General features: G+C 29.6%; 12 protein-coding genes and 1 other RNA gene. 5 read left to right on the top strand and 8 right to left on the bottom strand.

The window, feature by feature from the left end; all coding sequences use genetic code 11:
- Positions 1-43: 43 nt before the first annotated feature.
- From gpmA to LEBU_RS10100, 7 genes are all read right to left on the bottom strand, one after another.
- Positions 44-730, bottom strand: a complete 687-nt coding sequence (gene gpmA / locus LEBU_RS10130; protein WP_015770239.1) for a 2,3-diphosphoglycerate-dependent phosphoglycerate mutase — start codon at positions 728-730, stop codon at positions 44-46.
- A 56-nt stretch (positions 731-786) separates the two neighbouring features.
- A complete protein-coding gene (locus LEBU_RS10125; protein WP_015770238.1) occupies positions 787-1,074 on the bottom strand; it encodes a hypothetical protein in 288 nt (95 codons plus the stop codon).
- Between the two features lie 40 nt (positions 1,075-1,114).
- Positions 1,115-1,861, bottom strand: a complete 747-nt coding sequence (locus LEBU_RS10120; RefSeq protein ID WP_015770237.1) for a hypothetical protein — start codon at positions 1,859-1,861, stop codon at positions 1,115-1,117.
- A 71-nt stretch (positions 1,862-1,932) separates the two neighbouring features.
- On the bottom strand, positions 1,933-4,116 hold the full coding sequence (locus LEBU_RS10115; protein ID WP_015770236.1) for a heavy metal translocating P-type ATPase: 2,184 nt from the start codon (positions 4,114-4,116) through the stop codon (positions 1,933-1,935).
- Between the two features lie 28 nt (positions 4,117-4,144).
- A complete protein-coding gene (locus LEBU_RS10110; protein WP_015770235.1) occupies positions 4,145-4,516 on the bottom strand; it encodes a hypothetical protein in 372 nt (123 codons plus the stop codon).
- On the bottom strand, positions 4,516-5,001 hold the full coding sequence (locus tag LEBU_RS10105) for an HMA2 domain-containing protein (protein ID WP_015770234.1): 486 nt from the start codon (positions 4,999-5,001) through the stop codon (positions 4,516-4,518). Before LEBU_RS10105 ends, LEBU_RS10110 begins: the two co-directional genes overlap by 1 nt.
- A gap of 191 nt (positions 5,002-5,192) precedes the next feature.
- Complete coding sequence (locus tag LEBU_RS10100) at positions 5,193-6,905, bottom strand: DUF262 domain-containing protein (protein WP_015770233.1); 1,713 nt, start codon at positions 6,903-6,905, stop codon at positions 5,193-5,195.
- Between the two features lie 371 nt (positions 6,906-7,276).
- Between LEBU_RS10100 and LEBU_RS10095 the strand changes: the two genes are divergently transcribed.
- From LEBU_RS10095 to LEBU_RS10080, 5 genes are all read left to right on the top strand, one after another.
- The gene (locus tag LEBU_RS10095) at positions 7,277-7,906 is read left to right on the top strand and encodes a class I SAM-dependent methyltransferase (protein ID WP_015770232.1); all 630 of its coding nucleotides are present in this window, start codon (positions 7,277-7,279) and stop codon (positions 7,904-7,906) included.
- 166 nt (positions 7,907-8,072) lie between these two features.
- Positions 8,073-8,275, top strand: a non-coding RNA gene (gene ssrS, locus LEBU_RS11795) — 6S RNA.
- A gap of 254 nt (positions 8,276-8,529) precedes the next feature.
- Positions 8,530-8,904 carry a hypothetical protein gene (locus tag LEBU_RS10090; protein ID WP_015770231.1) on the top strand — a complete coding sequence of 125 codons (375 nt, stop codon included), beginning with the start codon at positions 8,530-8,532 and terminating at the stop codon, positions 8,902-8,904.
- Between the two features lie 122 nt (positions 8,905-9,026).
- Positions 9,027-10,277: a glucose-1-phosphate adenylyltransferase gene (locus LEBU_RS10085; protein WP_015770230.1), complete on the top strand. Its 1,251-nt coding sequence runs from the start codon at positions 9,027-9,029 to the stop codon at positions 10,275-10,277.
- Between the two features lie 209 nt (positions 10,278-10,486).
- The gene (locus tag LEBU_RS10080) at positions 10,487-11,875 is read left to right on the top strand and encodes a glycogen synthase (protein ID WP_015770229.1); all 1,389 of its coding nucleotides are present in this window, start codon (positions 10,487-10,489) and stop codon (positions 11,873-11,875) included.
- Between the two features lie 230 nt (positions 11,876-12,105).
- Here LEBU_RS10080 and LEBU_RS10075 read toward each other — a convergent pair whose 3' ends face one another.
- Entirely contained in the window at positions 12,106-12,516 is a 411-nt protein-coding gene (locus LEBU_RS10075; protein ID WP_015770228.1) for a hypothetical protein, read from the bottom strand.
- Between the last annotated feature and the right edge of the window lie 41 nt (positions 12,517-12,557).

The following is a 12,557-nucleotide window of genomic DNA, read 5'->3' as shown; positions in this document are numbered from 1 at the left end:
GGACTAAACTTCAGTCCTTGCTCAAAGTAAAGTAATATGTAAACTAGAATGAATCTGGCGATGACAATACATTTAAATCCTTATCCATTTCAAATACCAAAGGTTTTCCAGTAGTTAAGTTTAATTTTAAAATATCATCATCTGAAATATTTAATAAATATTTGATTAAAGCTCTTAAACTGTTTCCATGAGCTGCCACAATAACATTTTTTCCTTCCCGCAGGCTTTTTGAAATGTGTGAGTGCCAGTAAGGTAAAACTCTTGCAATAGTGTCTTTCAGACTTTCTCCTAACGGTGCTTCTGAATCAGATAATTCAGCATATCTTCTGTCTGATTTTGGATAATATTCACTTGATTTATCTATTGCAGGTGGTGCCACATCAAAGCTTCTTCTCCAGATAAGCACTTGCTCATCTCCATACTTCTTAGCTGTTTCAGCTTTATTTAAACCTTGCAATGCACCGTAATGACGTTCATTCAATCTCCATGACTTGTAAACTGGAATATACAACTCATCCAGTTCTTCCAGAACATAATCCAAAGTTTTTATTGCTCTTTTCAAATAAGATGTATAAGCCACATCAAAAACAAATCCCATTTCCTTTAATTTTTTTCCACCAGATTTTGCTTCTTCAATTCCTTTCGGACTCAAATCCACATCCTTCCATCCAGTAAACTTGTTTTCCAAATTCCATTGACTTTCACCATGTCTAATTAAAACTAATTTCATTTTTTTCTCCTAACTGATAGAGCAAAATTTATTTTACTTTATCCACTTATATTTTATTATTTTGTTTCACTTTCAGTAATCAATTCTGGAGCAGCTGAATTTGTTGAAAGTTCCTTTTCAGCAATTAAGTCTTCAAGGTGTTCCTTTGTTGTCATCAGTTCTTCCAGATTCATATTTTCATAAGCCGCTTCTGAAGAAGTTTTTATATTTATTCCCTGTTTTCTCAAAAAACTGTCCACTTTATTCTGGTTCTTTTTGTACAAATAATAACCAGCAGCCACAGTTCCGACTCCAATTGCCGCTCCTACCAAATGTTCTTTTTTAATGCTTCCAAATTTTATCATTTTTATACCTCCATTTTTTATTTAATATTTTAATTTTTTTCTATTGCAACGCAATGTATTTATCATCCGATTCGTTACCAGCCTTATTATTAAAAAATATGTGGTCTATCAAATCGCTCAGATTTTCAATCGAATTGTCATCTTTTACATCGACAACATAATGGAATTTTCCATTGTCAGCTTTTAATCTGTAAATTCTTACTTCCTTGTTTGAAAAATTATTCAGCACAAGATGCCGTCCAAAAGTTGTGAGCCACATAAGAGCTACTGCGGTAACTGATCTATTTGCCAAATAAGATTTTAACAAGTATAATGCAGGAAGAATTTCAATGTCAAAAAATCCTTTACGCTGAGTTTCCTTATATGCGTGTTCCATAATCGCTACAGTTGTAAGCCCAGCCGCAAAATTGTTTATATCAATCTGCAGCTTTTCAACTTTACTTTTTCCCAAACTATACAGGAAAGACAGTAATATTGCTGCCCCAGAATAAATAGAAAAAGAATCTATAGATTTTTCTTCAAAATCTTCAACCAATCTTACCGAAGTCATACCATGTTCAACCGATAAAGCTGTGGCAGTACGGTAAATTACTTCATCTATTGAAATTTCCTCAGGGTCAAATTTTACAAGTATAGTATTTATAGTACGATTATAACGTAAAAATGTATATTTTGTTTCAACTTTTATTGTTTCAAAAAATTTTTTTGTATCGTTAATGCTGTGTGAAAGTCTAAATCTGACACGATTCGGCAATTTATGCAGTATTGTCAAGGTTAATTTTTTCATATTACAAATCATCACCCTTTATGATTATTTACGTTTATTATACTTCAAGGATAACGTATAACCTTTAAAAATTATCTATTAATATCATATTTTAACAGCCTCAATGAATTTCCAACTACCAAAATCGTTATCGAATTGTGTAAAATTGAGCTGTAAATTGCAGGAAGAAGTCCTGTCGCTCCCAGTACAAGTGCAAAACTATTTATTCCTATTGCCATTGCGAAATTTTGTTTTATTATTTTGACAGTATTCTTTGCCAAACCTACTACTCCTGGTATTAATAACGGGTCGTCTGAAGTTATCGTAATATCAGCAGCTTCCATTGCAACGTCTGTTCTGGTGCTTCCTAGAGCTATTCCTACGTTTGCATATGAAAGAGCGGGAGCATCGTTTATTCCATCTCCTATCATAATGACTTTTGATCCGATTGAACGGAATTTTAGAATATCTTTTGCCTTGTCTTCAGGAAGAAGTTCAGATTCATACCTGTCCATCGACATTCTTGAAGCAATAGTTTCAGCCTGCTGTCTCAAATCTCCCGTCAAAAGCACAATATCATCAATTCCATGATTTCTCAGACGATTTATAGCTTTCTTAATATTTTCCCTAGGCGGATCTGAAACTCCAATCACACCGATTAATTCAGCATTTTTGGCTACATAAATAACGATTTCCCCACGATTCTGCATTCCTTTCACTATGTCAGAAGCCTTTTCAGAATCAATATTATTTTCTTCCATATACTTTTGACTTCCTACACGAATAATACTTTTATTTACAACAGTTTCTATTCCTCTAGCTACTTTTATAATACATTCTTGATGTTTTGGAATAGCTATTCCCCTGTTTTTTATTTCATTTAAAATTGCAGTTGCCAAAGGATGTGAGGAAGTTTCTTCAGCTGCTGCTGCTAATGCCAGCATTCTTTCATTTCTCATATTTTTTCCAAAAGACTTAAGTGTCTGTATTTTAGGTCTTCCTTCAGTAATTGTACCTGTCTTGTCAAATATTACTGTGTCTGATTTTGATAATTCTTCCAGATAGTTGCTTCCTTTAATTAAAATTCCATTTTTAGCCGCTGTATTTATTGAAGCTGAGAAAGCTGTTGCAGTTGATAATCTTATTCCGCAAGAATAATCAATTACAAGCATGCTCAGAGCTTTCTGTAAATTTCTTGTTGAAACGTAGACAATTCCAGCAAGAAGAAAATTTAGTGGAATTAGCTGGGCAGAAAATGTATCTGCATAGGACTGAATATCCGCCTTGTTAAATGCGGCATCTTCCACCAGCCTTATAATTCTTGAAGCTGTCCTGTCATCTCCCACTTTTTCAGCTTTTACAGTAATATTCCCGTTTTTTATAAGTGTACCTGCAAAAACTTCTTCTCCAGTTCTTTTAGTTACAGGCATATATTCTCCTGTAATTGCCGACTGGTCAATTATAGCTTCGCCTTTTTCTATTATTCCGTCCACACTTATTTTTTCACCAGTCTGAACAAGTATTAAGTCCCCTTTATCTATTTCCTCGATGGGAACTTTTCTAGCAATTTCCGTATCATTTTCAGACTGTTTCCAGACATAATTTTCTCCAACACTTAACATATCCTTAATTACGCCACGTGTTCTTTTCATAGTGTAAACTGTCAAAAGCTCCGCAAATCTTTCTAGAACCATAATTGTCAATGCTGTTCTTTCACTACCAAGCATTATGCTGCTGACAATGGCTGTAGAGCTTAAAGTATCTGTATTTGGACGTTTATTGCGAATTAACGAATAAATTCCATTTTTCAGGACAGGCAGAGCTAAAGAAATAGTTGACAAAGTCTTATAGTTAAATAGTCGTCTAATTCCAGTCAATTTTCTCTTTGGGTTTGGTAATAGCAATAATATTACTGCAGCTCCTATACTTTTTATGATTTCCTGTGGCGATTCTTCCTGCAACTTTCTTTCAATGAGATATTTGTTTGATGTGTCTTTTTTCTCATTCTTGTAAATATCCACTAGATACGTATTTAACGTATTTTGAAGCAAGGAAACAATATTTTCGCCAGTCAGGGAAGAAGCATCAAAGTAAATAAGAACAGTTCCTGTAATATTGGAAATACTGACATTTTCAATATAATGAACCTGCATCAGCTGACTCGTTATTTCTTCCTTATGAATCCCAAGATACTTCAATGCTCTTGATTTTATTCTGATTCTTCCACGAATTTCGTGCAGAATCTCACAATCTAGCAAATAATTTTTACCATACATAAAAATTCCTTTCTTTTCCAGGCACGCCCTAAAGCCGTTCAATTATATTATAAAAGGTGTCAAGATTATTTTCAATTTCCTTCAAGGATTTATTTTCATATAATTCAGAATGGTTGACTACCGTTTTCCATACTTTATTTAGCCAATCCAATATTTCCTTTTCCGAAGTTAATTTTACATCATAATAAAGCAGAATTTTGTTCGTTATATAGGAATATTCAATGCTTTTTATGCCTTTTTTGGATAAAATAAGTTCTGTAACCCGATAATCATACTTTTTCAGTTCCTTTGGAATCTCTGATAAATTTGGAACAGAAAGTCTTAGCCTTCCTGGAATACTGTGTATAACCTTTATCTGATTAAACATCAGATATGTCGCTTTAAATAAATTTTCCAACATTATTTTGTTTTTCCTTCCGATAAAAAAATAAAAGCCCACCATAATAAAGTGGCACCTGCAGGCAATTTGGGAGTCATTTTTAATTTTTTAATTCCATAAAAGATAAAAGCTCCAGCAGTTAAAGTCTTTAAGTCCAAATAACCTTTACTTTTGTTATAAACAGCCATATCCAATGCTTCAAATGCCTGTCTTATCATTTTTTTCAGTTTTCCTGGTTTATTTTTTAGGGCTTCTTCTTCTAAATGAAGTAATTTTAATACAATCAGATACAAAAACGAACTTTCAATAACTTTTTCATCAAAATGTATCAAAATACTGCCAATGACAGAATTAACTTTTACTGCTCTTATTCCCGATAATTGTCGCAAATTAGCCAAAAATTCCAGCTCCAGCTCCACATTTTCTATCAATGCATCCGTCTGAAGCCTTAACCGTCCACTTTGGTAATGTTTTACCTGAATAATACCGTAAAAATCCTGTAACATATAAAACTCCTTAAATATTTTTCTAACTTAATTATATTCCTTTTCTTTTTAAATTGCAACCTTAAAAAGCAATTTTTTTATATTTATACAAGATGCTAAATTAATATTTTCTCTTCTTTACCATTTTTATTTATTTTATTTTTCTATGTTATTTCAAATAAGGGGATAAAAATATCCCCTCTACAATATTCTTATTTAAATTTATATTCCCCATTCCATGTAATAAATAGCTTTACTAGCTCTTCAGCCACTTTTTTATTTCTGGCATCTATATTTTCAAAAGTCCATTCAGTTTGTTCTTCTGGAATAAGTTCCCTAACATATTTAATTTTAGATTTTTTATAGCTTTTCTTTTTCTTTTCAAAAAAGTTTTCTGTAGCTTTAATAGACAATCTCTTTTCAAATGGGATCTTGTTTCCTATGTAATTTATATAAGTTTTAGCCTGCTTATTTTCTACACTTTCTGTAAAACGGTTGCTCCATTTTTGCGGAAGAATGTATTCAACTTCCCATTTTTCAGGCAACAGTTCGTCCTGATTATCGTAAATTACCATTTTTAAAATCATACGGACAAGATTTTTATTAGGCGTTTTTACTCTTTCCTGCAACACAGTAATTGGAATATTTTTGAATGCCACTTTTGGTGACATAGTATCAATTATTTCAACATTTAATTTCAAAATGTCCGCTTTTACTGCCGAAACAGTTGGATTTACAAGATAATTTGCCGTCAGTTCCAAAAATAGCTTTCTTAAAAATTTTAAAAAATACGATTCAAATTCTTCATTTTCACCATGAGAAAGATAAAAAACGACAACTGGATATTTCCATGATTCATTCGGATAAGAAGACAATGTATCTAAAATTTTAATAATATCAATATTTTCTGTCCAAGGTTTATTATCAATCGTTTCACGTCTATTCATAACAACCCATAAATCTAAAATTTTATCCAGATGTTTTAAAAGATTAGACTTATATAATCTGTTAAATCCACCTTTTGAATAAAAACGTCTAAGTCCAAGCGTAGTAGTTGCTGTATCTTTTTCCAATGCTCTTAAATAAAACATATAATAATAAAATAGTTGCTGAACATTTTCTTTAGCGTATATTGCCCTTTCGCTTAGATTTTTCCACTGTTTTATAAATAATTTCTTGTATTCCTTTTTTATACGGTTATACATTTTTGCCTTGAAAATATCCGCTTCAGAAAGTGGAAGCCCTCTGTCATTCAAAGTTGAAAATACACTTAACGCATCATCCTGCGAATCTGTTTTTATCGGAAAAACTACAGCACGATTTAAAGTATAATAAATAAATTCCAGCATCAAAGTAGGACTTAATTCAGAAAGTTTATCAAAAAGCCTCTGGAACAAAATATAATTTTTGGAATAATTATCATTGGCTTTATGGTCAGCAATCCCAGTTTCCAGAATATCCTGCAAAATTTTATTCCCTTCATTGTCAATAACTTTTGAAGTAATCAAAACGCTTGTATAATCAACTTCTCCAGTAAGTTTTGCCTGTTTCCAAAGAGCAGGCTGAATCTGCCTTATGAAATTTTCCTGCTCAACAGTTTTTTCTTCATAAGAAAGCAGTTTTGTATAAATTGCACGAAGAAGCAGAAACAACGAAGTAATTCTTTGCTGCCCATCAATGATTTCCTGCTCGCCTTCATCATTTTCATATGAAACAATACTTCCTAAAAAATATGTCCCTTCCACTTCACTATTTCTTTTTGCCTCATTTTCTGTAAATTCCAGCAAATCATAAAATAGTGTTTTGGTTTCAGTTTCAGTCCAGGAATAAGGTCTTTGATATTCCGGTATTAAAAAAGTCTGGTCTTTTCCGCTTTCCAACAGCTGCTTTATGCTCTGTTTATTAACTTGTATTGTTGCAACCATAACGCCTCCTAATCATTTTGAATAATTTTATTTAAAAAATATTGTTTTGATTTTTTACAATAAATTTTAATTATATACTCAAACTCTTTTAATATTTAACTGTAAAATATTAAATAATATTAGAGTTTAAGTAGAACAGCTCTAATTTTTAAAATCTTGTTTTTAAAGTAATACTATTATATCATAATTATAAAAATTTCTTATTATAAATTATACAATATTTTTTATATAATTTTCAACTGAAAAAAATTTCTTATAAAAAGATAAATATGCAATATTTAGTTATAATTAAACTCGTTTTCTAAACACAATTTGGAATTTATTTCGAATATGATATAATATATCAAAATTAAAAAATCAGAGGTGAAACAATGAGTCATTACTTTTCAGAAAAGCAGGAAGTAAAATCAGATAAAAAAATAATAAAATACACAATAGAAAATAAAAATTTTGAATTTATAACAGATAATGGGGTATTTTCAAAAACAAAAGTAGATTTTGGAACGGATGTTATGTTAAAAGTGTTTTTGCGAGAAAATCAAAATAAAAAAAATCAAAAATTTGATGTACTGGATATTGGATGTGGATATGGCGTTGTATCAGTTATTATAAAATCTTTTTTTGAAAATACAAAAATTATTTCTTCAGATGTGAATGAACGAGCTTTAGAGCTTACAAAAGAAAATCTTTTGAAAAATAATGCTATAAAAAATGAAAACGAAGAGTTTGAAATAAGAAAATCATTTGCATTTGACAATATTTCTGAAAAATTTGATGTAATTTTATCAAATCCACCAATTCGTGCTGGAAAACAGACGATTTTTCAAATTTATGAAAAAAGTTCTGAGCATTTAAATTCAAACGGAGAATTTTACTGTGTAATCCAGACAAAACATGGAGCAAAAAGCACACAGAAAAAATTAGAAGAGATTTTTAGAAATTGTGAAACTTTGGAAATTAATGCTGGGTATAGAATTTTCAGATGTATAAAAATAGTTTAAAATCAAGTTCAAAAACTATTGAATTTCTCTCGCTGGACTTTAAAAAGTTCAAATATATCTTGCAAATTTTTTAAATTTTTCAAAAAGAATATTTGACATTTTTTCGCATAACAGTTATAATATTTAAGAAGTTAAGGACTAAATAAAATAGTTAAATAATAAATAAAAATTTCTGGTCTATGCGCTACTAACAAAGAATTTTTGAGCTTTACTCTTTTTTAATGGGGTTATCCCTTTATAAATTGTCTCAGGAAAATCACGACTGCATAATGTTTTGTACGGATTCTGTACAGTCTATAAATATGACTACCACCTGTAACGTTTTACAGGCAATCAAAAATTAAGTTAGAACGGTAGATCGGATTTTTTTATGTCAAAATTTTTCATAAAAAACATTTTAAATCATCTTATTTTTTCCATATCAAATTACAACTATGAATATTTTTTTAATTTTATTTTAATACTTATAAAATAAAAGACTCTTTTAATAATAACACTTAAAATGATTAATAAAAAATTAAAATTTATCCTAAAAAATATAAAAATAATATGGTAAACTAATTTCAATAGCAGATTTTAAAATAATAAATACATTTAAAATACATTAAAGGGGAGGAAAAATTATGAAACAAATTTTGAAGGATTTTATTTATTTTACAAATATGGAGAATATTGAAAATTTAAATCACAATATACAAGAAAAGTTTTCTTTAGAAAAAAATGAAATTGAAGACCGAAATATTGAAAAAGTCCAGTTTGATAATTTGAAGTTTGGTATTTATTTTTCTAAAAATACAGAAAATGGAGAAAAAATTTTAATTTTTAAAAATAAAAGAAAGATAAAATGTGGAAATTATTTTATAAATGGAGCAGAAAAAGGGTTTTATACAGATTTATATTTTTTAGTGCTTTATCAAGATGGAAAAGACAGGAATAAAATTTTTGAAGAATTAATAGAAAAAATTTTAAGAATAATAAAAATTAAAAAGATAAACTAAAACAAGATTTTTTTAGAAATGTTAGAAATTTCAAGAAAAAAGAAAAATTTTTTGAAAAATAATTTGATTTTTTAAAAAAAGGGGGTATACTGTATATAGAGAACAAAAATGGAGGTATTTATATGAAAGTTTTAGCTATGATTTTAGCTGGTGGAAGAGGTTCAAGACTTGACATTCTATCAGAAAAAAGAGTTAAACCAAGTGTTCCTTTTGCTGGAAAATTCAGAATAATCGATTTTGCACTTAGTAACTGTTCAAATTCAGGTATTTATGATGTTGCATTATTGACTCAATATTTGCCGTTATCATTAAATGAACACATCGGTTCTGGAAAACCATGGGATTTTGACAGAAGAGACACTGCAATTACAATGTTGCAGCCACATGAAAAACTTGGTGGAAATTCTTGGTATCAAGGAACTGCCGACGCAATTAGACAGAATATTGAGTTTATTAAAAACAAAAATCCTAAATATGTGTTAATTTTATCTGGAGACCATATTTACAAAATGGATTATAGATGGATGCTAAAAGAACACGAAGAAAATAAAGCAGAATTAACAATAGCTGTACAGCCTGTTCCTATTGAAGAAGCAAGCAGATTTGGTATTTTTGAAGTTGACCAAAACAAAAAAATATTAAACTTTGAAGAAAAACCTGCTGAACCAAAAAGTAATCTAGCTTCAATGGGAATCTATATTTTCAATACAGATTCTTTATTAGAATATCTTGAAAAATTGGAAAACCACGATTTAGACTTTGGAAACCATGTAATTCCTGCAATGATTCAAGAAGATAGAAAAGTTTATGTTCATACTTATGACAGCTACTGGAAAGATGTAGGAACTTATGATTCATACATGGAAGCAAATTTGGACTTAATCAAAAAATCTGAAGAAGTTGGAATTAACTTGTATGATCCAGGATGGAAAATTTACACAAGAAGTGAAGACTTGGCGCCGGTAAGAATTGGAGTTACTGGAAGCGTTCAAAATTCATTAATCTGTAACGGATGTAAAATTGAGGGAAGTGTGGAAAATTCAGTATTAGGGCCTGGAGTTACAGTTAGAAAAGGGGCAACTGTCAGAAACTGTATTATTTTCTCAGGAACTTATGTAGATGCAAATTCTCACTTAGATACAATTATTATTGATAAAAAAACATATATAGGTAAAAATTCATTCATAGGAAATGGAAATGCAAATGTTCCAAACAAAGAACGTCCAGATTTATTGTCTTCAGGAATAACAGTTATCGGTAAGAGCGTAGTTATCCCTGATGGTTCAATTGTTGGTAAAAACGTAAGAATTTTTGCTGGAGTAAAAATCAATGAAAATAATAGAATAATTGGAACTGGGGAAACTGTAAAATAATAGTCTTAATTACTTATTACTAAAATTTGAAACAAAAATTTAAAAATTATACTTCTCAGATATTAATTTACAATTAGTAAATTCTAAAGTTATCTGAAATTCAAAAAAAATTCAAGTTATTAAGGTCAATACATAATTTTTATAAATGTATCTTAGTAACTTGAATATTTTAAAATAAATAAAATATTTTAAGAATAGGAGTGATTAGTTTGAAAATAGTATATTTGGCATCTGAAGTGGCTCCGTTTTATAAATCTGGTGGACTAGCTGATGTTTTGGGAGCATTACCTAAAAAAATGCAAGAGTTAGGACACGAAGTTTCTATAATAATGCCTAAATACGACATAATACCATTAAAATATCTTGAAAAATTAGAATGGGTGGCAAGACTTGAAAGCCATGGAGATGTGTTTAATCTGGTAAGGTATCCTGATGATAAGATAAATTATTACTTTATTGAAAACAAAGCATTATATGAAAGAGGACATGTTTACGGAGATTTTGATCAAGATGTTCAGTATGCTATGTTTTCAGAATTGGCACTTAGATTTTTAAAGGAAATTAATTTGCAGGCAGATATTTTACACTGTAACGACTGGCAAACTGGACCAGTTCCATATTTTTTAAACGTAAGATATAATTATGATCCATTTTACTGGGATATGAGAACAGTTTACTCAATACATAACCTGATGTATCAAGGTAAATTCTCTAAATACTCATTTGAAAGAATGGGATATTATATGGACGATAGACATGACTTGAACTTTATGGAAATTGGAATTGGATATGGAGATGTTGTAAATACAGTTAGTCCAACTTATGCTGAAGAAATAAAATACGCATATTTTGGTGAAGGGCTGGAATGGATTACAAATAGAAAATATATTCACGGTATTTTAAATGGAATAGACGTGGAAGAATTCAATCCAGAAACAACAAAGGGAATAATTCCTTTCAATAAAGATTCTTTAGATAAAAAGAAAGAAAATAAATATTTACTGCAAGAAAAATTAGGATTACCAAAATCAGACGTTGCCTTAATTTCAATAATTTCAAGACTTGTAGAAGGAAAAGGGTTGGACTTGGTATCAGCAGCACTTGAAAACTTATTGCAATATGACGCTGTTCAAATAGTGATTTTAGGAAGTGGAGATAAATTCTATGAAGACTATTATAACCATTTAGCTTGGAAATATCCTGATAAATTCAAAGTTTATCTTGGATACAATGGACAGCTTGCAAATGAAATCTACGCAGGAAGTGATATGTTCTTAATGCCGTCAAGATATGAGCCTTGTGGACTTAGCCAAATGATAGCAATGAGATTTGGAACTATTCCAATTGTAAGGGAAACTGGAGGATTAAAGGATTCTGTACAGCCTTACAATATCTTTACAGATGAAGGAAATGGGTTCTCATTTACAAACTTTAATGCAGACGATATGTTATTTACAATAAAAGTAGCAGAAGGAATTTATTATGACAGACCTGATATTTGGGAAAAATTGGTAAAAAGAAATATGGATCTTGATTTTTCTTGGGATAGATCAGCAAGAGAATACGAAAAACTTTATGAATTAGCTAAATCTTATTAATTGTTTTTTAAAAATAAATTTTTGTAAAATAAAATGGAGTTCAACATCACAGTTTTGCTCCATTTTTTATTATTATTAATTTTCTACTTAATAATTTACTTTTCTTAATTTTAATCTATTTATGTATCTATTACTTTTGTTAATTTATTCTGATATTTTAGAAGCCCTTCTTATGTAACAAGATAAATATTGCCATCGAAATACAATTGCCTGTTTTATTTATAATTTATTCAACGTTGTTCTAAAATTTCATTGACATAATCCAAAGCTTCAGAATAATCTTTTTTATTTTTAGACTTTTCTATTAATTCTTTTGTTGTTCTTGCCCATTTTTTTGCTTTTGGTAAATCTTCTACTTTTTCATAAAAAGAAGTTAGAAATTCTGCAGATTTTATATTTTCTAAAAATAATGCATTTATTTTTTCTGGACGAATTATTCCAAGAAAGTAAAATCCAGTATCAGTCTTAAATTCGATATTCATTTTCTCAATTATTTTTTTTATTTTCTGATATTCTGTATCATTTTTAAACTCTTCTGATTCCATTTTTTTAAGAAGAATTTCTTCTAATTCCCTTTTATCAAACATCTCGTCGCCGAGAAGATTTGCCTTCCAAATACTATTACTAAAAACTCTTTCCACTAAAGAATACTTTCCATTATATTTTGTCTCATAAAACTTTA

It is taken from the genome of Leptotrichia buccalis C-1013-b (genome assembly GCF_000023905.1).
GTDB classification, from domain to species: domain Bacteria; phylum Fusobacteriota; class Fusobacteriia; order Fusobacteriales; family Leptotrichiaceae; genus Leptotrichia; species Leptotrichia buccalis.
Note: the sequence above shows the minus strand (reverse complement) of the source record. Positions and strands in the feature narration are given on the sequence as shown.

What these genes read in the sequence shown, in the direction of transcription:
- LEBU_RS10090 (WP_015770231.1), top strand. Translation starts at nt 8,530, where the DNA reads ATGAAACAAATTTTGAAGGATTTTATTTATTTTACAAATATGGAGAAT.
- LEBU_RS10100 (WP_015770233.1), bottom strand. Translation starts at nt 6,905, where the DNA reads ATGGTTGCAACAATACAAGTTAATAAACAGAGCATAAAGCAGCTGTTG.
- gpmA (WP_015770239.1), bottom strand. Translation starts at nt 730, where the DNA reads ATGAAATTAGTTTTAATTAGACATGGTGAAAGTCAATGGAATTTGGAA.
- LEBU_RS10105 (WP_015770234.1), bottom strand. Translation starts at nt 5,001, where the DNA reads ATGTTACAGGATTTTTACGGTATTATTCAGGTAAAACATTACCAAAGT.
- LEBU_RS10095 (WP_015770232.1), top strand. Translation starts at nt 7,277, where the DNA reads ATGAGTCATTACTTTTCAGAAAAGCAGGAAGTAAAATCAGATAAAAAA.
- LEBU_RS10125 (WP_015770238.1), bottom strand. Translation starts at nt 1,074, where the DNA reads ATGATAAAATTTGGAAGCATTAAAAAAGAACATTTGGTAGGAGCGGCA.
- LEBU_RS10085 (WP_015770230.1), top strand. Translation starts at nt 9,027, where the DNA reads ATGAAAGTTTTAGCTATGATTTTAGCTGGTGGAAGAGGTTCAAGACTT.
- LEBU_RS10120 (WP_015770237.1), bottom strand. Translation starts at nt 1,861, where the DNA reads ATGAAAAAATTAACCTTGACAATACTGCATAAATTGCCGAATCGTGTC.
- LEBU_RS10110 (WP_015770235.1), bottom strand. Translation starts at nt 4,516, where the DNA reads ATGTTGGAAAATTTATTTAAAGCGACATATCTGATGTTTAATCAGATA.
- LEBU_RS10115 (WP_015770236.1), bottom strand. Translation starts at nt 4,116, where the DNA reads ATGTATGGTAAAAATTATTTGCTAGATTGTGAGATTCTGCACGAAATT.